Genomic DNA, 25,393 nt, shown 5'->3' with positions numbered 1-25,393 from the left:
AGTCACAGTGCTGTTTCCGTGGCACCCCGCCGGTTCCCTGGGCGGGGAGCGGTCCATAGTCTGACCCTGACAAGAACATTGCGGGGCAACGTGAATCAGATGCAGGGCCAGCTCGTGGCGGGCCGCTACCGGCTCACCGATTCCATCGGCAGCGGTGGCATGGGCCGGGTGTGGCGTGCCCATGACGAGGTGCTGCACCGGAAGGTCGCCGTCAAGGAGCTGACCGCGGCGCTGTACGTCTCCGAGAGCGACCAGCACGTGCTGCTGGCCCGTACCCGTGCCGAGGCCCGCGCCGCCGCGCGCATCAACCACTCCGCCGTCGTCACCGTGCACGACGTCCTCGAACACGACGGCCGTCCCTGGATCGTGATGGAGCTGGTCGAGGGCGAGTCGCTGGCCGACGCGGTCAAGGAGCGCGGCCGGATCGAGTCCCGCGAGGCCGCCCGGATCGGCCTGTGGGTGCTGCGGGCGCTACGCGCCGCGCACACGGCGGGCGTCCTGCACCGCGACGTGAAGCCCGGCAACGTCCTGCTCGGCCGGGACGGCCGGGTCCTGCTCACCGACTTCGGCATCGCCCAGATCGAGGGCGACTCCACCATCACCCGTACCGGTGAGGTCGTCGGCTCGGTGGACTACCTCGCGCCGGAGCGAATACGCGGCCACGATCCGGGCCCCGCCTCCGACCTGTGGGCGCTCGGCGCGACGCTGTACACCGCCGTCGAAGGGCGGTCGCCGTTCCGCCGTACCTCGGCGCTGGGCACCATGCAGGCCGTCGTGGAGGAGAACGCCGAGGAGCCGCGCAACGCCGGTGCCCTCGGCCCGGTCATCGCCGCGCTGCTGCACAAGGACCCCGCCCGGCGCCCGGACCCGCTCACGGCCGAGCGGATGCTGGACGACGCGGCCGCGGGCCGGGAGACACGGGCCGTGCCGGTGCCGCCGCCGTCCCCGCCGCCTGCCGCCCCCGCCGCCCGGGACACCGCCGTCAACCCGGTGGCCCCCGCCCCGGCCCGGCGCGGCCGCCGCACCCGCGTGCTCACGCTGGCCGCCGCCGCGGTGCTGGTGTTCTGCGCGAGCCTGACCGGCAGCTACCTCCAGTGGGGCGGCCACCACGCGACGGACGAGGGCGACCCCTCCGAAAGCCCCTCCGCCTCCGCGTCGGCGACGAGCAGCTCCAGCACCGTCCCCGACGGCTGGGAGCGGTACGACGACCCGGTCGGCTTCAGCCTCTCCCTGCCCAAGGGCTGGAAGCGTTCCGTCTCCATCGACCAGGACGGCCTCCGCCAGGTCGACTACTCGCCCGACAAGGGCAAGCACCTGGTCCGGGTCGCCGTCGACACCGAGCCCGACTTCCGTACCTCCTACGAGCACCTGACCGATCTGGACCAGCGGGTCTCGCCCCGGCTGCTGCAGTACCAGCGGCTTGCGCTGAAGGAGGAGGTCTTCCGCGACGAGCCGGGCGCCCGCTGGGAGTACACGTGGAACGCCCTGGCCAAGGACGGCCCCCACTACTTCCCGGGCCCGTACCACGCCATCGACGTCGGCTACATGAACGGCGACGACACCGAGTACGCCCTCTACGCGTCCTCCCCGGCCGACGACTGGGCCACCACCAAGAAGCAGTTCAGCCGGATTCTGCGCAGCTTCCAGGAGGGGTGACGGACCGGGCGTGGCCTTAAGTGGACGTCCGATGCCCCACCTTGGCCGGTCAGCGCCCCGGAGGGGATACGTCCGGTACGGCATGATGGGCCCCATGGGGACCGAGGGGCACGACCTCCGTGTGATCGCGGGCCGTTACCGCCTTGAGGCGCGCATCGGACGCGGTGGGATGGGCGTCGTCTGGCGGGCGGACGACCTGGTGCTGGGCCGTCAGGTGGCCGTCAAGGAACTCACCCTGGACGACTCCCTGTCGGAGGAGGACGCCCGCAGGCGCCGGGAGCACTCCTTCCGCGAGGCGCGGGCGGTCGCCCAGCTGCGGCATCCGCACATCATCGTGGTGCACGACGTGGTCGAGCAGGACGAACGGCCCTACCTGGTCATGGAGTTGATCGACGGCTGCTCGCTCGCCGAGCGCATCGCCGCCGATGGCCCGGTGGACGCGCCCGAGGCCGCCCGGATCGGCGCCGACCTGCTGAGCGCGCTGGCCACCGCGCACGCGGCCGGGGTGCTGCACCGGGACATCAAGCCCGCCAACGTGCTCCTGGAGTCCGGCACCGACCGGGTCGTGCTCACCGACTTCGGCATCGCGCGGGTCGCGGGCGCCACCACCCTCACCGAGACCGGCTCCTTCGTCGGCTCGCCCGAATACACCGCCCCGGAGCGGATGTCGGGGCTGCGCGGCGGGCCCGCCTCCGACCTGTGGTCGCTGGGCGCGTTGCTGTGCGCGGCACTCAGCGGCGAGTCGCCCTTCCGGCGCGACTCGCTCGGCGGCATCCTGCACGCCGTCGTCACCGATGAGATCCGGCCGCCCGCCGAGGCGGGCCCGCTGCTCCCCGTCATCCGGGGCCTGCTGGAGCGCGACCCCGAGCTGCGGCTCGGCGCGGCCGACGCGGAGCGGATGCTGCGCACCTACCTGGACTCCGGCCGGGTGCCGCCCGCGTCCGGCGTCCCGGCGGCCGCCCGCACGCTCCGGCTGCTCGGCGGGGTACGCGGCGCCAAGTCCGACACACCGCACCCGCCGGCCGCGCCCGAGGCGCCGGGGAGCCCCGCCGCACCGGCGCCGGCCCGCCGTCCCCCGAGACGGGCGAGGCTGATCGCCGCCCTGCTGATCGCGGCGGTGGCCGGAGCCGCGGTGTCGGCGGCGGTGCTGATGTTCCACGAGCACCGGGACGGCGGCGACGACGCGCCCGGCGCCCCCGCCGCCTCCCGGACACCGGGTCCGACCGGCACCACGGCACCCTCCGGCTACCGCACCGTCCGCGACCCGGCGGGCTTCGCCCTGGCCGTGCCGGACGGCTTCACCCGTGAACGGCAGGGCGAGCGCGTCTTCTACCTCTCCGCCGGAGGGACCTTCCGCCTCGGCATCAAGATCTCCCCACCCGAACCCGGCGGTCCCGCCGCCGTCCTGGAGCGCCTCGCCGCCGAGGGCGCCGACAGCAACCCCGGCTACCGCGACGGCCGGGTCACCGAGACCAGCCACGAGAAACACCCCGCCGCGCTCTGGGAGTTCACCTGGAACGGCTACACCCCCGCCGAGGGCGCCCGGCACACCTACGACCTGTGCTGGGAGGAGGACGGCCGGATGTACGACGTGTGGGTGTCGGGCCCGGTCGGCAAGGTGCGCCAGGCCCGCGAGCACTTCGACGTCGCCGTGGACACCTTCACCGTCACGGCCCGCTGAACCGGCCCGGCTTGGTCACGGGTCTGTGACCGGTTCGTGTTCCCCCTGGCTGCGCGTGCGGACCGCTTGGTAGGCATGAACCATGAGCAGCGACGGGGGAGTCGGCCGCGCGGCCGACGACACGACGAGTTTCGTACTGCGCCCACCGGACCAGGACCCGGGCCCACCGCCCGAGCCTGCCGTGCCCGCGCAGCCGCCCGCGCCCGGGGAACCGGGTGCCGGGCGGCTGATCGCCGGACGGTACCGGCTGCTCGCCAAGCTCGGGCACGGCGGCATGGGCACCGTGTGGCGGGCCCGGGACGAGACGGTGGAACGCGAGGTCGCGGTCAAGGAACCCCGCGTGCCCGACCACCTCTCCGCGCGTGAACGCGGCAACGTCTTCGAGCGGATGCGCCGCGAGGCCCGCGCCGCCGCCCGCCTCGACCACCCGGCCGTGGTCGAGGTGCACGACGTCGCCGTGGTCGACGGCCGCCCCTGGATCGTCATGGAGCTGGTGCACGGCCGCTCCCTCGGCAGCGCCCTCCAGGAAGGCACGCTGGACGCGCGTGAGGCCGCCCGGATCGGCCTCGACGTGCTCGGCGCGCTGGAGACCGCGCACGCGGCGGGCGTCCTGCACCGGGACGTGAAGCCGGACAACGTCCTGCTCGGACGGCACGACCGGGTCGTCCTCACCGACTTCGGCATCGCCCAGATCGAGGGCGAGACCCAGCTCACCGACACCGGCGGCTTCGTCGGCTCGCCCGAGTACACCGCGCCGGAACGGGTGCTGGGCCGACGGCCCGGCCCGGCGAGCGACCTGTGGTCCCTCGGGGTCGTCCTGTACACGGCGACCGAGGGGGTGTCGCCGTTCCGGCGCAGCAACACCCCGGCCACCCTCCAGTCCGTGCTGCACGCCACCCCGGCGCCGCCCGCCGCGCGGGGCCCGCTGGCCGAGGTCATCGACGGCCTGCTCCGCAAGGACCCGGCCGCCCGGCCCACGGCACCGCAGGTACGGGCCCTGCTGGAGGCCGCCGTGCGGCCCCCGGCACTGCCGCCCCGCACGGTGGCCGCACCCGGGTGGCGGCCGGGCCGCCGGACGTGGCTCGGGGCCGGAGCGGGCGTGGTGGTGGCCGCCGTCGCCGGATGGCTGGTGCTCGCCGACCCGTTCGCGGGCCCGCTGCCCGACGGCTGGACCGACCGGAAGGCGCCCGCGCTGGGCGCCACCCTCGCCGTCCCGGAGAGCTACCAGGTGAAGCTCCCCGAGAAGGACGACACCGACCGCAACTGGGTGTCGTACACCGACTGGAGCGGAGCGGTCTCCGTCGTGCTGAGCCTGGACCGCAAGGGCGACGACTCCCTGAACGACATCCAGAGCAACGCGGCCGCCCAGATGTACGCCGACGACGAGAAGTTCAAGAAGGACGGCGAGTACCAGCTCGACATGCCGAGCGGCGCGAGGACCAGGCCGGACGGTTCGGCCACCTATCAGGGGCGCAAGGCCGCCCGGAACACCGTCGTCTACACCACTGACGACACGCAGAACCCGCTCCCGCGCGAACTCCAGCTCTTCTACTACCGCACCACCTCCGGCGACATGTACAAGCTCGTCGTCGGCTATCCCGGCAAGGGCGACCTCACCGCGCGCGGCCAGGAGGTGGCGAAGGAGGCCATCGCCGGACTGCGCTTCGACAAGCCCTGAAACAAGCCGAGTTGAGGGTGTCGACCGCGTCGACAAGCGCCCGGTGCGCGCGGTACTCATGAGGCATGAGTGAAGACGGCGCCCCCTCGCCCGACGGACCTCCGCTCGGCGGCCGCTACCGGCTCCTCGAACGCGTCGGGGCCGGGCCGACCGGCACCGTCTGGCGCGCCCGCGACGAACGGGACGGTGCCACGGTCGCCGTCAAGGAGCCCCGGCTGCCCGGCGATCCGGCCGGGGACGCGGCCGTCGGCCGGACCGCGCACCGGCTGCGGCGCGAGGCCGGGGCGGCCGCCCGGGTGCGCCACCCCTCCGCCATCCGGCTCCGGGACGTGGTCAGCGAGGACGGGCTGCCCTGGATCGTCACCGAGTGGGTCGAGGGCGAGTCGCTGCGCGAGACCGTACGGCGCGGTCCGCTGCCGCCCGCCGAGGCGGCCCGGATCGGGCTCGCCGTCCTGGGCGCGCTGCGCGCCGCGCACGCGGTCGGCATCGTGCACCGGGACATCAAGCCCGCCAACGTGCTGATCGAGTCCGGCACCGGGCGGGTCGTCGTCACCGACTTCGGGATCGGCGACGGGCACACCGAGGACGCGCCCGAGGGGTTCGTCGCGCCGGAGCGGGCGTCCGGGCGCGGGGCCGGGCCCGCCTCCGACCTGTGGTCGCTCGGCGCGCTGCTCGCCGCCATGGCCGACGGCGACCCCGGCCCGCTCGCCCCGCTGCTGGACCGCCTGCGCAGCCCGGACCCCGATGCCCGGCCGGACGCGGCGGAGGTGGCGGCGGTGCTGGAGAGATGCGCCGGAGTCGAGGCCGGGGAGCCGGAACCCGAACCCCGCACGGAACCCACGCAGACCGTCGTGACGCCCGCCCCCGCCGTCCGCCGCACCCCGCTCGCGGCCCTCGGACTGCTGCTGTCGAAAAAACCCGGAGCCGAGTGAGCGGGCCGACAACCCCCTGATCAGCGCATTTGCCGCCAGTGATCACTGGCGGGATGTGTGCGGCCGGTGAAACCCCGTTACCGACGGGTACCGAAAGCGCGCCCCCCGGCATACCCTGCGGCTCATGACGGACTCGCAGGCCCTGGAAGTCACCGGCACCAACCCGATCGCCCCGGCCCCCGAGGGCGTGCGCACCGCCGCCGACGTGGTCACCCCGGAACTGGTGGCCCAGCTCACCAAGGGCGTCACCGGCTCGGGCCGGACCAGCAACCACACCCCGCTCACCGGGGCCAAGCTGGCCGACCTGCCCGAGTCCACCCCGGACGACGTCGCCGCCGCCTTCGAGGCCGCCCGCGCCGCCCAGCGGGTGTGGGAACGGACCCCGGTGCGCGAACGGGCCGCCGTGCTGCTGCGCTTCCACGACCTGCTGCTGGAGCGCCAGTCGGAGGTGCTCGACCTCATCCAGCTGGAGACCGGCAAGGCCCGACTGCACGCCCACGAGGAGGTGCAGGCCGTCGTCGTCTCCGCCCGGCACTACGGCCGCCGCGCCCCCGCCTATCTGCGGCCCAAGCGGCACACCGGCGCCATGCCGACCCTGACCAGGGTGACCGAACTGCGGCACCCGCGCGGGGTCGTGGGCCAGATCGCGCCCTGGAACTACCCGCTCGAACTCTCCGTCGGCGACGCCCTGCCCGCCTTCGTCACCGGCAACGCGGTCGTGATGAAGCCCGACACCGAGACCTGCCTGACCGCCCTGTGGGCCCGCGACCTGCTCATCGAGGCCGGACTGCCCGCCGGAGCCTTCCAAGTGGTCCTCGGCGAGGGCCCGGTGGTCGGCCCGGAGATCGTCCGGCACGCCGACTACGTCTCCTTCACCGGCTCCACCCGCACCGGCCGCGAGGTCGCCCAGGGCGCCGCCGCCCGCCTGATCGGCGTCTCCCTCGAACTCGGCGGCAAGAACGCCATGCTGGTGCTGGAGGACGCCGACATCGAGAAGGCCGCCGCCGGTGCCGTACGCGCCTGCTTCTCCTCGGCCGGGCAGCTCTGCATCTCCATCGAGCGGCTCTACGTGCACGAGTCGGTGGCCGACGCCTTCCTTGAGCGCTTCGCCGCCCGCACGCGGGCCATGCGGCTCGGCACCGCCCTCGCCTACGGCGCCGACATGGGCTCACTCGCCGGGGAACGCCAGCTCAAGGCCGTCGAGTCGCATGTGACCGAGGCCGTCGCCAAGGGGGCCAAGGTGCTCGCGGGCGGGGTGGCCCGGCCCGACATCGGCCCGTACTTCTTCGAGCCGACCATCCTGGACGGCGTCGACGACACCATGTCCGTCTGCGCCGAGGAGACCTTCGGCCCGGTCGTCTCCGTCTACCGCTTCGGCTCCGACGACGAGGCCGTGGAGCGCGCCAACGCCACGCCGTACGGTCTCAACGCCTCGGTGTGGACGACCAGCGCCAAGCGCGGCATGGACATCGCCGCCCGGCTGCGCACCGGTACCGTCAACGTCAATGACGGGTACGCCCCCGCGTACGGCAGCGCCCAGTCCCCGATGGGCGGCATGAAGGACTCCGGCCTCGGCCGCCGCCACGGCTCCGAGGGCATCCTCAAGTACACCGAGGCCCAGACCGTCGCCCGCCAGCGGCTGCTGCCCATGGCGCCCTCGCTCGGCATGGACGACGCCGCGTACGCGGCCTTCATGAGCCGCAGCCTCAAGGTGATGAAGGCGTTCCGCTTCCGCTGACCCCGTCCCCACCAGTTCCGCCCGTTCCACCACCGTTCTCGACGAGGAGAGCACGTGCCGCAGGAGAAGACTGTCCCCACCCGGACCGAAGAAGGGCGCGAAGGGCGCGACGACGGCTACGACTACGACGTGCTCGTGGTCGGCTCCGGCTTCGGCGGCTCGGTGACCGCCCTGCGCCTGACCGAGAAGGGCTACCGCGTCGGCGTCCTGGAGGCGGGCCGCCGCTTCACCCGCGCCACCCTGCCCCGCAACTCCTGGGACCTGCGCAACTACCTCTGGGCCCCCAAGCTCGGCCTCTACGGCATCCAGCGCATCCATCTGCTGGGCAACGTCATGGTGCTGGCCGGCGCGGGCGTCGGCGGCGGCTCCCTCAACTACGCCAACACCCTGTACGTACCGCCGAAGCCGTTCTTCGAGGACCCCCAGTGGCGGCACATCACCGACTGGCAGGACGAGCTGTCGCCGTACTACGACCAGGCCAAGCGGATGCTCGGGGTCCGGCTCAACCCGACGACCACCCCCTCCGACACGCACCTGAAGGCGGCGGCGCAGCGGATGGGCGTCGGCGACACCTTCCACATGGCACCGGTCGGCGTGTTCTTCGGGGACGGCGAGGACGCCGACGGCTCGGCCAAGGCGCGGGCCGGGGAGCAGGTGGCGGACCCGTACTTCGGGGGTGCCGGGCCCACGCGCCGGGCGTGCACCGAGTGCGGCGAGTGCATGACGGGCTGTCGGCACGGGGCGAAGAACACCCTCAACGAGAACTACCTGTACCTCGCGGAGAAGGCGGGCGCGGTGGTGCACCCGCTGACCACCGCCGTCTCCGTCACGGACGACTCACGCGGCGGCTACGCGGTCGCCACCCTGCCCACCGACCGCAAACGCACCGGTGAGGGGCGCCTCTTCACCGCCCGCCGGGTCGTCCTCGCGGCCGGCACCTACGGCACGCAGACCCTGCTGCACCGCATGAAGGCGAACCATCAGCTGCCCCACCTCTCCGCCCGGCTCGGCGACCTCACCCGCACCAACTCCGAGGCCCTGGTCGGCGCCCAGACCGACGACCGGCGCTACCGCAAGGCGCACGGCGCGGACAAGGTCGACTTCACGCGCGGGGTGGCCATCACGTCCTCCGTCCACCCGGACGCCAACACCCACATCGAGCCGGTCCGCTATGGCAAGGGCTCCAACTCCATGGGTGGCCTCACCATCCTCCAGGTGCCCTACACCGAAGGCTCCTCGCGCGTCCTCGGCTGGCTCGCGCAGGCGGTCCGGCACCCGGTGCAGCTGGCCCGCTCGGTCTCCAACCGGCGCTGGTCGGAGCGGACCATCATCGGCCTGGTGATGCAGTCGCTGGACAACTCCCTCACCACGTACCTGAAGCCCGGCGGCGTCGGCAAGGGCCTGCTGACCGCCCGGCAGGGCCACGGCGCCCCGAACCCGACCCAGATCAAGGCCGCCACCGAGGCCGCCTCCGCGCTCGCCGCCGAGATCAACGGCTTCGCGGGCAGCAACGTCGGCGAGCTGATGGGCACCCCGCTCACCGCGCACTTCCTCGGCGGCTGCCCCATCGGCGACTCCCCGGAGACCGGCGTGATCGACCCGTACCACCGGCTCTACGGCCACCCCGGCATCTCGGTGGTCGACGGCGCCGCCGTCTCCGCGAACCTGGGCGTCAACCCGTCGCTGACGATCACCGCGCAGGCCGAGCGGGCCATGTCGTACTGGCCGAACAAGGGCGAGGCGGACCCGCGGCCGGTGCCGGGGGCGGCGTACGAGCGGCTGGAGGCGGTGGCGCCGCGCACTCCCGCGGTCCCGGCGGACGCCTTCGGCGCGCTGCGGCTGCCGCTGCTGGCGGTGCCGGAGGTGCCGCGCAAGAAGGGGTGAGCGAGCAGCTCGGAAAGAGAACAGGGACCTGCGTCCCCCTCCGAACGCAGGTCCCTCGATTCTCACCGTTTTCTTGATCCCGGTGCCTGGTTCGATACGCGAGGACGGCCGGGGGTTGTGCCTGGAGCCCGGTATTCCGATGTGGCGTCGATCACATGGGGGTGCGGGCATGGCGAAGGGCCCCGCGGGACTCGGCCGCGGGGCCCTTCGTCTTCGGCACCGGCGTCAGGGAGGTGTGCCGGTGCCGGGGAAGCGGCGCCGGGGGGTCGCGCCGCCCGCCTCGGTGATCCCGCACCTGCCGGCGGTGGGGGTGGTGCGGGGGAGGGTGCCGGGAGGTGCGCGGGGGACATGGGGGAGGGTGCGCTGCGTACCGCACGCCCTGAGGCGTCCGCGGCCGCCCGGTCCGGCACGGGTTCAGCTGTGCAGTTGTCCGCCGGACGGCTCCGGGCGTCCCCGGAGCCGACCGTTTCTCCTGGGTGACCGGCCTGCTGTCCCCTGCCGTCCGGTCACTTCTCCGGGACGAGGTCCCATGGCGTACGGCACGACCCGTACCCCTCATCGCCCCGGCGAGCCACGCGTGGTTCTGTCGGGCCCGCCCCTGGCTGGCACGGACAACGGGCTCAACGAAGCGATGCGCGAGCCGGTCACGCGCCGTACGGGTGAGAGCGGCACCGAACTCAGATACGACCCCGGCACAGCTCCAGCAGGGTCATGGCGAGCGCGGTGCCCGGCTTGCCGAGGGCGTCCCGGTAGCGGCCGAGGATCTCCATCTCGCGCGACAGGCTCACCTTCCGCCCGCCGGAGGCGATCCGGGTCCGCTGGACCACGGAGGAGACGGCCATCCGCTCCTGGACGAGGCCGATGATCCGGTCGTCGAGCGCGTCGATCCGCGTCCGGGCGTCGTCGATGGTCCGCTCGGAGTCGGTGTGCGGGGTGGCGGTGCTCATGAAGGGGCTCCTGGTGCTCGTGGCCGCCCCGGAACGGCAGGACCCGGAGAAACGACAGGCGCCCCGGGCCTTGTCGGCCCGGGGTGCCTGTCGAAAGTCGCTTGTGGTGTGCTCAAGCAGAACGACCATGGCAGCCGGCGGGCCCGGTGCCATAGGTAAAGCGGAACGTCGTCTGGGTGAACACGGGGTCAGTATGCCACGGCCACCGGACCGCCCGGACCCCCTGTGGACATCTCCTCCGGCGTCCGGGAGGGGGTCGGCGCCCACCCCGTTAGAATCGGTCATACAGACCCCCGCCCAACCGCCGGAAGGCACCCCGTGTCATCAGCGACCCAGTCTGCCGCCGCCCCCGACACCGTTCTGGTCGTCGACTTCGGCGCGCAGTACGCCCAGCTCATCGCCCGTCGCGTCCGCGAGGCGCGGGTCTACAGCGAGATCGTGCCCAGCACCATGCCGGTCGCCGAGATGCTCGCCAAGAACCCCGCGGCGATCATCCTCTCCGGAGGCCCCTCCTCGGTCTACGCCGAGAACGCCCCGCAGCTCGACGGCGCCCTCTTCGAGGCAGGCGTCCCCGTCTTCGGCATGTGCTACGGCTTCCAGCTCATGGCGCAGACCCTCGGCGGCACCGTCGACAACAGCGGCGCCCGCGAGTACGGCCGTACCCCGCTGCACGTCTCCATGTCCGGCTCCACCCTGTTCGAGGGCACCCCGGACGAGCAGCCCGTGTGGATGTCCCACGGCGACGCGTGCTCCGCCGCCCCCGAGGGCTTCACCGTCACCGCCTCCACCGACGTGGTCCCGGTCGCCGCCTTCGAGAACGACGAGAAGAAGCTCTACGGCGTCCAGTACCACCCCGAGGTCATGCACTCCACGCACGGCCAGCAGGTGCTGGAGCACTTCCTGTACCGGGGCGCGGGCCTGACCCCGTCCTGGACCACGGGCAACGTCATCGAGGAGCAGGTCGCCGCGATCCGCGAGCAGGTCGGCGACAAGCGCGCCATCTGCGGCCTGTCCGGCGGCGTGGACTCCGCCGTCGCCGCCGCCCTGGTCCAGAAGGCCATCGGCTCCCAGCTCACCTGCGTCTACGTCGACCACGGCCTGATGCGCAAGGGCGAGACCGAGCAGGTCGAGAAGGACTTCGTCGCGGCCACCGGCGTCCAGCTCAAGGTCGTCGACGCCGAGGAGCGCTTCCTCAAGGCGCTCGCCGGGGTCTCCGACCCCGAGGAGAAGCGGAAGATCATCGGGCGCGAGTTCATCCGCGTCTTCGAGCAGGCCCAGGCCGAGATCATCGCGGACGCGGGCCCGGCCGTGGAGTTCCTGGTCCAGGGCACCCTGTACCCGGACGTGGTCGAGTCCGGCGGCGGCACCGGCACCGCCAACATCAAGTCGCACCACAACGTCGGCGGCCTCCCCGAGGACCTCGAGTTCCAGCTCATCGAGCCGCTGCGCAAGCTGTTCAAGGACGAGGTCCGCATGGTGGGCCAGGAGCTGGGCCTGCCCGAGGAGATCGTCCAGCGCCAGCCGTTCCCCGGCCCCGGCCTCGGCATCCGCATCGTCGGCGATGTCACCAAGGACCGGCTGGACCTGCTGCGTGAGGCCGACGCCATCGCCCGCGAGGAGCTGACCGCCGCCGGTCTGGACCGCGAGATCTGGCAGTGCCCGGTCGTGCTGCTCGCCGACGTCCGCTCGGTCGGCGTCCAGGGCGACGGCCGCACCTACGGCCACCCGATCGTGCTGCGCCCGGTCTCCTCCGAGGACGCCATGACCGCCGACTGGTCCCGGCTGCCGTACGACGTCCTCGCCAAGATCTCCACCCGGATCACCAACGAGGTCCGCGACGTCAACCGCGTCGTCGTCGACGTGACCTCCAAGCCGCCGGGCACCATCGAGTGGGAGTGACCCCGGCGCCGGTCCGCTGACCGGCTCCGCGAAGAGGTGGAACGGCTCCGGCCGTTCCACCTCTTTTGGTACTCCGGCCTCTTTTGGTACCCCGCCACCCGACGGTAACTTCCGGTCCGTAAAGCACCCCAGCGCTGGAGGACCCATGCACCGGCCCACCCCTCCCTCGCCGCTGCCCACCGACAAGCTGCGGTTCGCCATGCCGCCCATGCACGAGTCGGTCGACGACGAGCGGCGCCACCGCAAGGAACGCCTCGCGGGCGCCCTGCGGCTCTTCGGGCGAGCCGGATTCGAGGACGGCGTGTCGGGCCACATCACCGCCCGCGACCCGGAGTTCAGCGACTGCTTCTGGGTCAACCCCTTCGGGATGCCCTTCCGGCACGTCACCGTGAGCGACCTCGTGCTGGCCAACCAGGACGGCCAGGTCGTCGAGGGCCGCTACCACGTCAACCAGGCCGCCTTCACCGTCCACGCGGCGGTCCACGCGGCCCGCCCGGACGTCGTCGCTGTCGCCCACTGCCACTCCGTGCACGGCCGCGCGCTCGCCGCCCTCGGCGAGGTCCCCGACCCCATCACCCAGGAGAGCTGCGCCTTCTACGAGGACACCGCGCTCTACGACGCCTACACCGGCGTCACCGTCGACGCCGATGAGGGGCGCCGCATCGCCTCGGTGCTCGGCTCCAGCAAGGCCCTGGTGCTGCGCAACCACGGCCTGCTCACCGTGGGCGACTCGGTCGACGCGGCCGCCTGGTGGTTCATGTCCATGGAACGCTCCTGCCAGGTCCAGCTCACCGCCGAGGCCGCCGGGCGCCCCGTCCTGATCGACCACCGGCAGGCCGTCGCCACCCGCGAACAGCTCGGCGGCGACCTCGTGGCCTGGATCAACTACCAGCCCTTGTGGCAGGACATCAGCCGGAGCGAACCCGACCTGCTGAGCTGAGCGTCCCGTACGGGCGGGCTCGGACGGGCGTGCGAGTGGGTCAGCAGGATGGGCGGTCCTTTCCGCCCTGCGCGGACCGGCGAACCCGGGGTGCCCGGCGTAGGGCACAATTCGCCTTGTTCACAGGGGAGTTGCTCGGCCACCGCACGCACTGTGCGTGACGGCCGTATTCCGGGATCTCGGGTAGCGGGGAAGGCGGGCGTCGGTCGTGGCGGTGCAGGAGGCGAGGCAGAGCGCGGCAGCGGACGGCGCGGGGGCCCATGGCGGCGGCTGTGCGTGCGGGGACTGCCCGCACGGGGCGCGCGAGGGGCACCGGCGTGCCGTCGTCGCCTTCCGGCAGCGGCGGGACGAGTTCGCCGCCGGACACGGGCTGCCCCCGGCCGTGGCGCACTCCGCCTCGGCGTCCCGCCAGTGGATCTCCGCCGAACTGGCCCAGCGCGCCGAGGCGGTCGCCGAGCGCGGCCGTGCCGAGGGCGACGCCTGGCTGGCCGGGCTGTGGACGCGGACGGCGTTCCTGGCCTGGGGCGCCGTGGTGGTCCTGCTGCTCGCCCAGGCCCTCACCGCGATCGGCGCGGGCTGGAGCAGCGCCCGCACCGCCGGACTGCTCGCCGCGGTGGCCGTGGCGGCCGCGCTGACCCTCGCCGGCTTCTTCCACCGGGCGCGGGGCGGGGCGCTGGCCCCGATGATCGGCGAGGACAACCGGATGTCGACCTCCCGCACGGTCGCGGCCTGCTGGGTGCTCTTCGTCGCCTACGCCGTCCTGCTGCTGGCGGGCCGCCTCGCCGCCGCCTCCGACCCCGCCGAGCGCGACGCCCTCCTCGCCGGTCTCGACCTCGGGCGCGGCGCGGGTGTCGTGACCGTCCTCGCCGTGGTGTGCGGCATCTCCGTCCTGGTGCGCCGGGTGGTCGGACTCCGTGTCCTCGGCCAGCGGCTCCAGAAGGTCCCCGCGCATCGGCCGCGCGCCGCCGACCTGCTGACCGACGACGCGGGCCGGGGCGCCTTCGCCGACATCCAGTACGTCGTCATCAGCGCCGTCGCCCTGGTCTTCGCCGCCGTCCGCCTCGGCCGCCGCCCCGACCAGCTGCCCGACCTGCCCTGGGGGCTGGCCGTGCTGGTGCTGATCTCGGCGGCCACCTACCTGGCGGGCAAGTACGCCGAGGGCGGCCGTCCGGTGGTCCTCTCCGTGGTCCGCGCCCGCGAGCCCGGCGACCTGGACGGGCCGATCCGCACCGGGGACGACATCGAGATCCGGGGCACCGGCTTCGTCCCGCCCGGCGCCCAGGGCGCCGACCGCCTCGCCCGCATGGTCGTCCGCATCGGCGCGGTCGATGTCCATGTGCCGCTGATCCCGGTCGCCGGAGGCTTCCGCAACCCCACCGACGGCGTCCTCACCGTCCCGGTGCCGGTCGAGGTGGAGCCCGGCGCGGTGGAGGTCCAGGTGGTGACGGCGGCCGGGCTGGCCACCAACCGCTACCCCATCGAAGTGACGGACTGAGCCCCCGCACACCGCCGTACGGTGCGCCGATGTCCGCAGATCGGCGCAGGGGAGGACGGGGGAGGATTGAACCGGCTCCCTTCGTCATACGTATCGTCGTGTGAGGGGTCCGGCACGGCGGGCGAGAGGCGACTGAAGTGATGACTCACGGTATGCGGACGGACACACGCACCTCCCATCTCGACGGCGACCGTGACTGGCGGGCCACCGCCACCCGTTACGCCCTCCTCCCACTCCGGATCTTCCTCGGTGTCACGTTCGTCTACGCGGGCCTGGACAAGCTCACCGACAGCGCCTTCATGAAGGCCGCCGGCGCCGGTTCGCTCGGCGACACGATGCGCGGGGTCCGGGACTCCTCCGCCATTCCGGCCCTCGTCGACCTGGCCCTGAAGAGCCCGGTCGGCTTCGGCTACGCCATCGCCCTCGGTGAGCTGGCCGTGGGCATCGGCATCCTGATCGGACTCTTCGGCCGACTGGCCGCCCTGGGCGGCGCGCTGATCTCGCTGAGCCTGTGGCTGACCGTCAGCTGGGCCTCCAGCCCCTACTACTACGGCAACGACCTCGCCTACCTGATGGCCTGGCTCCCGCTCGTCCTGGCGGGCACCCCCTATCTCTCCGTCGACGCCTCCCTCCGGGACCGCCGCCGCCGCCGGTCGGGCGGCTACCGCTAGATCCGGGCCGGACGGGGCTTGGCCCACCGGCGGGGCTTGGCTGGGCTTGGCCCGGCGGCGCGGGCCGGGCTTGGCGGCGCGGGCCGGGCTTGGCGGCTTGGGCATAGTGGGGCGGGCGGGGGCCGCCCTCAGACCTTCTCGTCCTCCGTGCCGCTCCGCCTGCGTATCGCGCGGGTGAGGGCGGTCGTCATTCCCGCCAGAATCAGGCCGCCGACGGCCAGGGGGATCGCCGTGAACCAGGGCACGTCCCACAGACCGTGCGCGTCCCCCAGGTAGAGGGCGCCCGCGACGGTGAGGCAGATTCCGCCGACCAGCCGTCCGGGCTGGAACTCATGACGCAGCACGGCTGACCTCCACCTGTCCGACGCCCACATGCAGATCGATCCGCAGCACGCCCGTCTCCTCGCTGCTCCTGTCCGGAGCCAGGTTCGCCGTCTCGTGCCTGCCCGGCCGCACGTCCACGTCCTTGCCGTCGTCACCGGGCATCCGGATGTCGCCCACCCCCACGTCGATGCTCAGCACCGCCGTCGCGTCCGCCGGGATGACCACCTTCAGTCGGCCCGCTCCCAGTCCCGCCCTGGTGGCCACCGTCTGGTCCTTGGTCAGGTGCAGCCCGGTCAGGTCGAGGGTGGCGGAGCCGGACCCCAGCTCGTAGGCGGGGCGGACGTCCGCCGTGGCTGTCGGCCGCCAGGCCGTGTGCCTCCAGTGGGAGGTGACATCGCCCGGCAGTGCGGCACTTCCGGCCAGCAGCAGCGCCGTGACCAGGGCCAGGAAGGCGGACCCGCCTCCCGTGCGCCCCAGGAAGGCGCTGACGGCTATGCCCAGTCCGAACACCACCAGGGCGCAGGCCAGTCCGGTCTGGAGACTGGTGGCCAGCGGGCGTGTGCCCCAGGTACGGCTGCCGCCCAGGCCGCCCGCCAGCAGGGCCAGCAGGAACACCCAGCCACTGATCCAGCGCGGCCCCCGGGGCTTGGGCCGCTTGTCGCCCGGTGCGCGTCCGGCCAGGGAGTGGGGCCAGGGGAGCTGCATGACGAAGTCGAGGGGCGGGGAGGGCATGACGTGCTCTTCGGCGGCGTCGCGGGGACCCCAGAAGTAGCCGGTGCCGCCGACGTGGGTGCCGTCCTTGACGATCGGGTCCCGCCACCAGGAGGGCCCGCTGTAGTAGATCGGCGGTGCCTGGGTCTCCGGCGGGGCGTCCGCCGCGGCCTGCGCGGCTATGGGGTGGCCCCTGGGCGACTTCGGCTCGTCACTAGGGGAGGGGGCGGGGTCGGCGGTGGCCCGGTGCCGTGACCAGTACCCGGCCCCGGCCAGCAGCAGGGAGAGCACCACGGCGAAGGTCAGCACCCCGCCGTTGCGCAGCGTGGTCAGGATGACCCCGCAGCCGATCAGGGCGAACAGGACGGCGGCCAGCGCCTGTCCGCCGACCCGGCCGGTCAGCAGCTTGCGTACCTCGTTCTCCTCCTCGTCGTCGTACGGCACGAGGAGCCAGGCGAAGCCGTAGAACACGAGGCCGATGCCGCCGGTCGCGGCCAGCACGGCCAGGGTGATGCGGAAGATCACCGGGTCCATGTCCGTCTGCCGGCCGAGGCCCGCGCAGACACCCGCTATCGTCTTGTGCCGCCGGTCGCGGCGGAAGCGGCGGGGGGCCTCGGCGGTGCTGGGCCGGTGCCCTGCCGCGGTGCCCGTCTCCGCTGTGTCCTGACGGCCCGAACCCTTCGCTCCCGAGTTCCCCGCTCGCTGGTCCGCCGTCTCCGAGTCCCGCACTGCTCCACCCCCTCTCTCCGCGCCCCGCGCTCCGGCGGGCGTCTCCCGCCTATCCGTACTGTCCGTCCGATCCGGGCCCGTCCGCTCCGGCGCGGCGGGTGCGGCATCCGTCGGCCCGGTGCCCGAGGCCGGGCGTGGGCCGGAGCCGGGTCCCGGACCCGTCGCGGCGTGCTCGTGATCCGTCATGTGTCCATGGTGACGGGCCGGGAGCCGTGAGGGCAGTCGGGTCGACCCTGGTCGAACCCTGAAATCTCCCCTGAGACGAGCCGGGGACTTGTTCGACTCCGGGCTCCGGGCCGAGCCCAGCTCAGGGTGCGGGCGGTCCGCCGGAGATCAGGGAAACCCCGGCGAAGATCAGGGGAGTCTCGGGGGACGACCCTGATGCCCCGGCACCCACCGCCGTGTGACCATCGTTGGCATGCCGGAAGCCGCAGCACTCCCCCTCGAAGACCCGCGGCCGCCGCGCAAGCTCTACCGCAGCGGTGACGGTCGCTGGCTGGGCGGAGTGGCGCGGGGGCTCGCCGGGCATCTCGGGCTGCCCGTGGTGTGGGTGCGGCTGGCCTTCGCGGGCCTGTTCATGGCGAACGGACTGGGTGCGCTGCTGTACGCGGCGTTCTGGTTCTTCGTCCCGCTCGGGGTCGGCGGGGTGGGCGACCACAAGCCCGCCTCGCTGGTCGGCACCGAGACCTCGCCGGACGGGCGCCGCAGACTGGTGGCCCGCAAACCGGAGAAGGGGCAGATGGCCGCCCTGCTCCTCATGGTCATCGTGTCCATCGTCTTCCTGGGCAGCGTCAATCTGACCAACACGGCCAAGGCGTACCTGGTCCCGGTCGTGCTGGTCGCGGCGGGCGTCGCCCTGGTGTGGCGTCAGGCGGACAACGCCCGTCGGGCCCGCTGGGTCGAGGTCGGCAGCCGTCGGCGCACGCTCACCCTGCTCCGGGCGGGCGTGGGCGTGCTGCTGGTCACCGCCGGGGTCTCCGCCATCTTCGTGATGCAGGTCTCCGCCACCCATCTGGGAGCGGTGCTGGAGGCCGCGCTCGCCGTCGTCGTCGGCATCACCCTGCTCGCCGGTCCCTATCTCGTCCGCGTGACCCAGGACCTGTCCGAGGAACGCCTGATGCGCATCCGTGCCCAGGAGCGGGCCGAGGTCGCCGCGCACGTCCACGACTCGGTGCTGCACACCCTCACCCTGATCCAGCGCAACGCGGACAACGCGGGCGAGGTGCGCCGCCTGGCCCGGGCGCAGGAGCGGGACCTGCGGACCTGGTTGTACACGCCGGAGGGCACCGGCAAGGACGAGGCCGACGAGCCGGACACGGTCGCGGAGGCGGTGCGGCGCAACGCGGCCGAGGTGGAGGACAAGCACGGCGTGCCCATAGAGGTCGTGGTGGTGGGCGACTGTCCCCTGGACGACAGGCTGAGCGCGCAGATGCAGGCCGCGCGCGAAGCCATGGTGAACGCCGCCAAGTACGGTGGCGAGGGCGGTGCCGTACAGGTCTACGCGGAGGTCGAGGGCCGTACGGTCTTCGTGTCCGTCCGCGACCGGGGACCCGGCTTCGACCTCGACTCCATACCCGCCGACCGCATGGGGGTCCGGGAGTCGATCATCGGCCGGATGGAGCGCAACGGCGGCACGGCCCGGCTGCGGCCGGTGCCGGACGGCGGCACGGAAGTCGAGTTGGAGATGGAGAGGGCGGAGAAGACGGCATGAGTGACGCGACCGAGGCGAACGGCACGACGGGGGAGGCGGAGGTGGCCGACCCCGGACGCGACACCGCGGAGCCGACGGCGGAGGGCACGGCCGGGCGCCGGGTCCGGGTGGTGCTCGTGGACGACCACCGCATGTTCCGTACCGGGGTGCAGGCGGAGATCGGGCAGACCGCGCGGACCGGGGTCGAGGTGGTCGGCGAGGCCGCGGACGTCGACCAGGCGGTCTCGGTCATCACCTCGACCCGGCCCGAGGTGGTCCTGCTCGACGTCCACCTGCCCGGCGGCGGCGGAGTCGAGGTGCTCCGGCGCAGCGCGGCCCTGATGGCGGACCCCGAGCAGCCCGTGCGCTTCCTGGCGCTCTCCGTCTCGGACGCGGCGGAGGACGTGATCGGGGTGATCCGGGGCGGGGCGCGCGGTTATGTCACCAAGACCATCACCGGGTCCGACCTGATCGACTCGATCTTCCGCGTGCAGGAGGGCGACGCCGTCTTCTCGCCCCGGCTGGCCGGGTTCGTGCTGGACGCCTTCGCCTCCACCGACGCCCCGCCGGTCGACGAGGACATGGACCGGCTCACCCAGCGCGAGCGTGAGGTGCTGCGCCTGATCGCGCGTGGCTACGCGTACAAGGAGATCGGCAAGCAGCTGTTCATCTCGGTGAAGACGGTCGAGTCCCATGTCTCGGCGGTGCTGCGCAAGCTCCAGCTGTCCAACCGGCACGAGCTGACCCGCTGGGCGACGGCCCGCAGGCTGGTCTGACCCCGAGGGCTCCTACGCAGACCCCCCTGGGGAAGTCCCCGACGGAACCCCCAGGGGACCCGGCCCCGCTCACGCCACCCGGGTCGCTCCCGCGAACGGCATCTGGTCGATGGGCGCCACCCGGACCGGTGCCGAGGGGTTGGGGGCGTGGATCATGCGGCCGTTGCCGACGTACATGCCCACATGGCTGACGCCGGAGTAGAAGAACACCAGGTCGCCGGGGCGGAGCTGGGAGCGGGAGACGCGTCGGCCCGCGTTGATCTGGGCGTAGGTGGTGCGAGGGAGGGAGATGCCCGCGGAGCGGTAGGCGGCCTGGATCAGGCCCGAGCAGTCGAAGGCGTTCGGGCCGGTCGCGCCCCAGACGTAGGGGCTGCCGAGCTTTCGGTAGGCGTAGGCGACGGCCGCCGAGGCGCGGGAGTCGGGCGCGGTGGCCCGGCCGGTGGGCGCGCTCGTCCGGCCGACGGACGTCCTGGCGGGGGCGGCCGGGACCGGGGCGGAGCGGCCGCCGGTGGCGGAGCGGGTGGCGCGGGCCGGTGTCGCGGGGGCGCCGTCGGCGGCCTTGGCGCGCTCGGGCGGGGTGAGCCGTGCCAGCAGGTGCCGGGCCTGCTCGAGCTTGGCGGTGACGGTGTTCTTCTGCCGCTTCAGCTCGGCCTGCCGGGACCGCACCGACCGTGCCTCGACGCGGGCCGCGCCGCGCAGCCGCTCGATCTCCTGGAGCTGGGCGCGTACCCGGGCGACCTGCTTGGCCTGGCGGTCACCGGCGCGTTCGGCGAAGGCGGCGCCGTCCAGGTAGCGGTCGGGGCTGCTGGAGAGGGCGAGCTGCCAGCTCGGGGCGATCGTCCCGTCGCGGTACTGCGCGGCGGCGAACGAGCCGAGGGCGCTCCGGGCGGTGTCGAGTCTGACCTGCCTGCGGGCGGTCTCGTCGCGCAGGGAGTTCAGCCGGTGCTGGGCGGCGCTCGCCTTCTCGTGCGCGCCGTTGTACTTCTCGGTGGCGGCCTCCGCCTCCCGGTACAGCCGGTCCACCTCGGTCTTGACCTGGGCGGTGGTGAGTCGCGGCTCGGCGTGTCCCGTTCCGTCGAAGGCCGTCGCGGTGGCCGCTCCCGCCAGGGCGAGAGTGGCTGCCGTGCGGGCCGTGTTGCCGCTGAGTGAGCGCGCTCGGAGCTTTCGGTGCGCTGCCACCTGGACCGTCACGTCCTTCCATGGGACTCGTGCGGCCGAGGACGTCCTGCCCCGGTGGGGCGGGGTGTCCGGCGGCCGTCCGCACAGGGGAGACGGCGGCCGACGGACGGTCCTCGGCGGTGCTGTCCGGCTGCCGCCCCTGGTCCGGGCGGCTGTGGGGAGCCGGTCACCTGGGGGAGGACGCTAGGCCGGATGGTGACGGGTTGGTAACGCCTGTACGGAACTGTCCCCGACGGGCCCGGAGCTGACCGTGTCTGATCGGGATGTCCTGGTGGCGGAACCGTGGAATCGAAGCCTGATGATCAAAGAGGGGAAGGCGGGACCCGAGTGAAGCGGAGAGTGCTATAGCCCGCGAGCGAGTGAGACGAGTGAGATCCGTCAGGACCGTGAGCGGGGCGCGGGGTCCGGTACGGGGGTGACGGGGTGTGCCGAACTAGGCTCGGTTCCCATGACCGTACTCATCCATGTCTTCGTCGGCCTGCACATCATCGGCATCGCCGCGCTGCTCGGCGGCTTCCTCACCCAGATGAAGGCGATGGGCCGGGGTACGGCCCGCTTCGTGCCCGCCATGCTGCACGGCGCGATCACCATGCTGGTCACCGGTGTGGTGCTGGTCGGCCTCAACGAGGCGGACGGCCACCACGTCAACAACATCAAGATCGGCACCAAGCTGTTGTTGCTGATCGTGATCCTCGGCCTGGTCTACGTGAAGCGCGACGAGGAGACGGTCGACAAGGGCATGTTCGGGCTGGTCGGCGCCCTGACCACGGTGAACATCTTCATCGCCGTGCTGTGGACGTGACGTCCGGCGCTCCCGCCTCCTGAGGGCCGCTGCTCCCGGCGCGCGCCGCGAGCACCGCGCCCAGGGCCGCCGCCAGCCACACCGCGACCGCCACCCACACCAGCACCTTCCCCGGCCCGCTCAGCCAGGCCACGTCCAGGGCGGCCGCGACCGCGAGGGTCGCCGTCGCCGTCATGCCCATCGAGAAGACGGTGGCCCAGCGCAGCAGGCCGTAGCGCGGCCGGGGGCGCGCCAGCTCGGCCAGCACCAGCACCGCGTAGCAGGCCAGGTCCAGGACCAGCAGGATCGCGGTGACCTGGTGCAGCACGCCGCTGTCGTCCTTGTTCCACAGGTACAGCCGCGCGCTGTCGGCGGAGATCAGCCGGGCCCCGGCCAGGGCCGAGATCGACAGCGCACCGCCCGCGATCCAGTGGTCGCCCAGCCCCCGAAGCACCTGGCGGGAGTCGAAGCGGGGCAGGGCCAGCGCGTAGAGCAGCAGGCCCAGCCAGAACAGCACCAGCGCGGTGTGCGCAAGCCATGCCGTCGCCTCCGCGCCCGCCAGTGTGGCCGCCAGTACGGCGAGCGCCTGTGTGGCCACACAACACATGAACACCGTGCCCGGCATGCGCTGACCCCAGTGCCGCAGCACGGAGACCAGCAGCACCGGCCAGAGCAGCGCCGCCAGGGCCAGCAGGGCCTCGGCCAGGGGCTGGACGCCGAGCAGCGAGATCCGGGTGCCGAGCACCGCGGTGGCCGCCACCGCCGTGAGCGCGGCCGGGTCGCGGGCCTCCTCCGCCCAGCGCCCCCGCTGCCGCGCCAGCCGTACCGCGAAGGTGGCGGCGAGGGTCAGCCAGGCGAGGCAGGCCAGTACCAGGAAGATCCGGGACACCACCTCGACGCCCGCCAGCCGCAGGCCGATGGAGACGACGGCGGTCGCCATGACTGCCGTGCCCGCCGCCGGAGGACGCTCCGCCACCCACGTACGCATACCCGAGATGCCCGACATGTCCTTGATGCTAGGGAGCGGTCCGTCCCCGGCAGGGAGGGCACGCGCGCGTGGGGCTCGAAAAGAGGACCGGCCCACACGGAGGCCGTCCCGCCGGGAATCCGGCCGGGTTCCCGGGACGGGGAACGGTTGTCGGTGGGGCGCCCTAGACTCGTAGAGCGATGAGCAGCCTCTTTGACGACAGCTTCCTGGCCGGCCTCCAGCCCCCGCGCGGGTACGAGGAAGAACCCGCGCCGCCTGAGGACGAGCACGCTCCGGAGCCGGTTCCGGACGACCTGTTCGGGGGGAAGTTCGACGTGCCCCCGGACCGGGACACCCACTACCGCGACGGCGCCCCGCGTCCCCCGATCGACGCGGCGGCCCTCCTGGAGGGGCTGAACGACAACCAGCGCGCGGCCGTCGTCCACGCGGGCTCCCCGCTGCTCATCGTCGCGGGCGCCGGTTCCGGCAAGACGCGGGTGCTCACCCACCGCATCGCCCACCTCCTGGCCGAGCGGCATGTGCACCCCGGCCAGATCCTGGCGATCACCTTCACCAACAAGGCCGCGGGCGAGATGAAGGAGCGCGTCGAGCAGCTCGTCGGCCCGCGCGCGGGCGCGATGTGGGTCATGACCTTCCACAGCGCCTGCGTCCGCATCCTGCGCCGCGAGTCGAAGCGGCTGGGCTTCACCTCGTCCTTCTCGATCTACGACGCGGCCGACAGCAAGCGTCTGATGGCCCTGGTCTGCCGCGATCTGGACCTCGACCCCAAGCGCTACCCGCCCAAGTCCTTCAGCGCCAAGATCAGCAACCTGAAGAACGAGCTGATCGACGAGGAGGACTTCGCCGCCCAGGCCACCGACGGTTTCGAGAAGACCCTCGCCCAAGCGTACGCGCTCTACCAGTCGCGGCTGCGCGAGGCCAACGCCCTCGACTTCGACGACCTGATCATGACCACGGTCAACCTGCTGCGCGCCTTCCCCGACGTCGCCGAGCACTACCGCCGCCGCTTCCGGCACGTCATGGTCGACGAGTACCAGGACACCAACCACGCGCAGTACGCGCTGGTCCGCGAGCTGGTCGGCACCGGGGCCCGCGCCGCAGAGGACGCTGACGTCCCGCCCAACGAGTACGACGTCCCGCCCGCCGAGCTGTGCGTCGTGGGTGACGCGGACCAGTCGATCTACGCCTTCCGGGGCGCGACCATCCGCAACATCCTCCAGTTCGAGGAGGACTACCCCGACGCGACGACCATCCTGCTGGAGCAGAACTACCGCTCCACGCAGACCATCCTGTCCGCCGCCAACGCGGTCATCGAGCGCAACGAGTCCCGCCGCCCCAAGAACCTGTGGACCAACGCGGGCCAGGGCGCGGGCATCATCGGCTACGTCGCGGACAACGAGCACGACGAGGCCCAGTTCGTCGCCGACGAGATAGACCGCCTCACCGACGCGGGCGACGCCAAGGCCGGGGACGTGGCGGTGTTCTACCGCACCAACGCGCAGTCCCGTGTGTTCGAGGAGATCTTCATCCGCGTCGGCCTGCCGTACAAGGTCGTCGGCGGAGTGCGCTTCTACGAGCGCAAGGAGGTCCGGGACGTCCTGGCCTACCTGCGCGTCCTCGCCAACCCCGAGGACTCGGTGCCGATGCGCCGCATCCTCAACGTGCCCAAGCGGGGCATCGGGGACCGCGCCGAGGCGATGGTCGACGCCCTCGCCCAGCGCGAGAGGATCAGCTTCCCGCAGGCGCTGAAGCGGGTGGACGAGGCGTACGGCATGGCCGCGCGCTCCACCAACGCGGTCAAGCGGTTCAACGCGCTCATGGACGACCTGCGCACCGTCGTCGAGTCCGGCGCCGGACCGGCCACCGTGCTGGAGGCGGTCCTCGAACGCACCGGCTACCTGGCCGAGTTGCAGGCGTCCACCGACCCGCAGGACGAGACCCGGATCGAGAACCTCCAGGAACTCGCGGCCGTGGCGCTGGAGTTCGAGCAGGAGCACGAGGGCGACGAGCAGGGCACGCTGGCCGAGTTCCTGGAGCGGGTCGCGCTCGTCGCGGACTCCGACCAGATCCCCGACGAGGAGGACGGCGACGGTGTCATCACCCTGATGACCCTGCACACCGCCAAGGGCCTGGAGTTCCCGGTCGTCTTCGTCACCGGCATGGAGGACGGCGTCTTCCCGCACATGCGCGCCCTCAACCAGACCAAGGAGCTGGAGGAGGAACGGCGCCTGGCCTACGTCGGCATCACGCGCGCGCGGGAGCGGCTCTACCTCACCCGGGCCGCGCTGCGCAGCGCCTGGGGGCAGCCGTCCTACAACCCGCCCTCCCGGTTCCTGGAGGAGATCCCGGCCACCCATCTGGAGTGGAAGCGGACCGGTGCCGCGTCGGCGCCCGCGCCCGCGTTCGGCAAGGCCGCCTCCTCGGTGGCGTCCACCCTCTCCTCGTCCCGGTCCCGCTCCTCGGCGGCCGGTGCCTCCGGGTTCGCCACCCGCAGGACCGGCGACAAGCCGGTGGTGTCGCTGGCGATCGGTGACCGCGTCACCCACGACCAGTTCGGTCTGGGCACGGTGGTCGCGGTGGCGGGCGACGGCGACAAGGCACAGGCCACGATCGACTTCGGCGGCGGCAACGCCAAGCGGCTGCTGCTGCGGTACGCGCCGGTGGAGAAGCTCTAGACACGACGCGAGCCCCGCC

The 25,393-nt window shown here is 72.9% G+C and carries 19 protein-coding genes; 14 read left to right on the top strand and 5 right to left on the bottom strand.

Features of this window, described 5'->3' with window-relative positions:
• Positions 1 to 99: 99 nt before the first annotated feature.
• From ACIPPM_RS16550 to ACIPPM_RS16525, 6 genes are all read left to right on the top strand, one after another.
• Positions 100 to 1,656 (top strand): serine/threonine-protein kinase, encoded by a 1,557-nt coding sequence (locus ACIPPM_RS16550; RefSeq protein ID WP_401448053.1) that lies wholly within the window; start codon positions 100 to 102, stop codon positions 1,654 to 1,656.
• A gap of 94 nt (positions 1,657 to 1,750) precedes the next feature.
• Positions 1,751 to 3,337: a serine/threonine-protein kinase gene (locus ACIPPM_RS16545; RefSeq protein ID WP_401448051.1), complete on the top strand. Its 1,587-nt coding sequence runs from the start codon at positions 1,751 to 1,753 to the stop codon at positions 3,335 to 3,337.
• A gap of 82 nt (positions 3,338 to 3,419) precedes the next feature.
• Positions 3,420 to 5,015, top strand: coding sequence for a protein kinase (locus ACIPPM_RS16540; RefSeq protein WP_401448049.1), 1,596 nt, complete (start codon positions 3,420 to 3,422; stop codon positions 5,013 to 5,015).
• Positions 5,016 to 5,080: 65 nt separating this feature from the next.
• Complete coding sequence (locus ACIPPM_RS16535) at positions 5,081 to 5,947, top strand: serine/threonine-protein kinase (protein ID WP_401448046.1); 867 nt, start codon at positions 5,081 to 5,083, stop codon at positions 5,945 to 5,947.
• 124 nt (positions 5,948 to 6,071) lie between these two features.
• Positions 6,072 to 7,685 (top strand): succinic semialdehyde dehydrogenase, encoded by a 1,614-nt coding sequence (locus tag ACIPPM_RS16530; RefSeq protein ID WP_401448043.1) that lies wholly within the window; start codon positions 6,072 to 6,074, stop codon positions 7,683 to 7,685.
• 54 nt (positions 7,686 to 7,739) lie between these two features.
• Positions 7,740 to 9,569: a GMC oxidoreductase gene (locus ACIPPM_RS16525; protein ID WP_401448041.1), complete on the top strand. Its 1,830-nt coding sequence runs from the start codon at positions 7,740 to 7,742 to the stop codon at positions 9,567 to 9,569.
• Positions 9,570 to 10,246: 677 nt separating this feature from the next.
• Here the strand turns inward: ACIPPM_RS16525 and ACIPPM_RS16520 are convergent.
• Positions 10,247 to 10,516, bottom strand: coding sequence for a chorismate mutase (locus ACIPPM_RS16520; protein ID WP_401448039.1), 270 nt, complete (start codon positions 10,514 to 10,516; stop codon positions 10,247 to 10,249).
• A 318-nt stretch (positions 10,517 to 10,834) separates the two neighbouring features.
• Here ACIPPM_RS16520 and guaA point away from each other — a divergent pair, with 318 nt between their 5' ends.
• The 4 genes from guaA (at position 10,835) to ACIPPM_RS16500 (ending at position 15,521) form a co-directional block, all read left to right on the top strand.
• On the top strand, positions 10,835 to 12,415 hold the full coding sequence (guaA, locus tag ACIPPM_RS16515) for a glutamine-hydrolyzing GMP synthase (RefSeq protein WP_393604907.1): 1,581 nt from the start codon (positions 10,835 to 10,837) through the stop codon (positions 12,413 to 12,415).
• Positions 12,416 to 12,560: 145 nt separating this feature from the next.
• Positions 12,561 to 13,355 carry a class II aldolase/adducin family protein gene (locus ACIPPM_RS16510; protein WP_401448036.1) on the top strand — a complete coding sequence of 265 codons (795 nt, stop codon included), beginning with the start codon at positions 12,561 to 12,563 and terminating at the stop codon, positions 13,353 to 13,355.
• 208 nt (positions 13,356 to 13,563) lie between these two features.
• The gene (locus tag ACIPPM_RS16505) at positions 13,564 to 14,850 is read left to right on the top strand and encodes a hypothetical protein (RefSeq protein WP_401448034.1); all 1,287 of its coding nucleotides are present in this window, start codon (positions 13,564 to 13,566) and stop codon (positions 14,848 to 14,850) included.
• Between the two features lie 152 nt (positions 14,851 to 15,002).
• Complete coding sequence (locus tag ACIPPM_RS16500) at positions 15,003 to 15,521, top strand: DoxX family protein (RefSeq protein ID WP_393595838.1); 519 nt, start codon at positions 15,003 to 15,005, stop codon at positions 15,519 to 15,521.
• Positions 15,522 to 15,649: 128 nt separating this feature from the next.
• Here the strand turns inward: ACIPPM_RS16500 and ACIPPM_RS16495 are convergent, their stop codons facing one another.
• On the bottom strand, positions 15,650 to 15,865 hold the full coding sequence (locus ACIPPM_RS16495) for a hypothetical protein (protein WP_401448031.1): 216 nt from the start codon (positions 15,863 to 15,865) through the stop codon (positions 15,650 to 15,652).
• Entirely contained in the window at positions 15,852 to 17,471 is a 1,620-nt protein-coding gene (locus tag ACIPPM_RS16490; protein WP_401448029.1) for a PspC domain-containing protein, read from the bottom strand. The genes ACIPPM_RS16495 and ACIPPM_RS16490 overlap by 14 nt, the downstream gene beginning before the upstream one ends.
• Positions 17,472 to 17,703: 232 nt before the next feature.
• Between ACIPPM_RS16490 and ACIPPM_RS16485 the strand changes: the two genes are divergently transcribed.
• A complete protein-coding gene (locus ACIPPM_RS16485; RefSeq protein WP_401448027.1) occupies positions 17,704 to 18,996 on the top strand; it encodes a PspC domain-containing protein in 1,293 nt (430 codons plus the stop codon).
• The gene (locus ACIPPM_RS16480) at positions 18,993 to 19,751 is read left to right on the top strand and encodes a LuxR C-terminal-related transcriptional regulator (protein WP_401448025.1); all 759 of its coding nucleotides are present in this window, start codon (positions 18,993 to 18,995) and stop codon (positions 19,749 to 19,751) included. The genes ACIPPM_RS16485 and ACIPPM_RS16480 overlap by 4 nt, the downstream gene beginning before the upstream one ends.
• A 69-nt stretch (positions 19,752 to 19,820) precedes the next feature.
• On the opposite strand, the gene ACIPPM_RS16475 is transcribed toward ACIPPM_RS16480, so the two are convergent.
• Positions 19,821 to 20,930: an NlpC/P60 family protein gene (locus ACIPPM_RS16475; RefSeq protein WP_401448022.1), complete on the bottom strand. Its 1,110-nt coding sequence runs from the start codon at positions 20,928 to 20,930 to the stop codon at positions 19,821 to 19,823.
• 448 nt (positions 20,931 to 21,378) lie between these two features.
• On the opposite strand from ACIPPM_RS16475, the gene ACIPPM_RS16470 reads away from it, so the two are divergent.
• On the top strand, positions 21,379 to 21,732 hold the full coding sequence (locus ACIPPM_RS16470; RefSeq protein WP_401448019.1) for a hypothetical protein: 354 nt from the start codon (positions 21,379 to 21,381) through the stop codon (positions 21,730 to 21,732).
• On the opposite strand, the gene ACIPPM_RS16465 is transcribed toward ACIPPM_RS16470, so the two are convergent.
• A complete protein-coding gene (locus ACIPPM_RS16465) occupies positions 21,710 to 22,717 on the bottom strand; it encodes a hypothetical protein (protein ID WP_401448016.1) in 1,008 nt (335 codons plus the stop codon). The genes ACIPPM_RS16470 and ACIPPM_RS16465 overlap by 23 nt on opposite strands.
• A 161-nt stretch (positions 22,718 to 22,878) precedes the next feature.
• On the opposite strand from ACIPPM_RS16465, the gene pcrA reads away from it, so the two are divergent.
• The gene (pcrA, locus tag ACIPPM_RS16460; protein WP_401448014.1) at positions 22,879 to 25,374 is read left to right on the top strand and encodes a DNA helicase PcrA; all 2,496 of its coding nucleotides are present in this window, start codon (positions 22,879 to 22,881) and stop codon (positions 25,372 to 25,374) included.
• Positions 25,375 to 25,393: the final 19 nt, after the last annotated feature.

The organism is Streptomyces sp. NPDC090119 (assembly GCF_044747085.1).
In the GTDB taxonomy this organism is placed as follows: domain Bacteria; phylum Actinomycetota; class Actinomycetes; order Streptomycetales; family Streptomycetaceae; genus Streptomyces.
The sequence above is the reverse complement of the archived record's forward strand: the minus strand, read 5'-3'. Positions and strand labels throughout refer to the sequence as shown.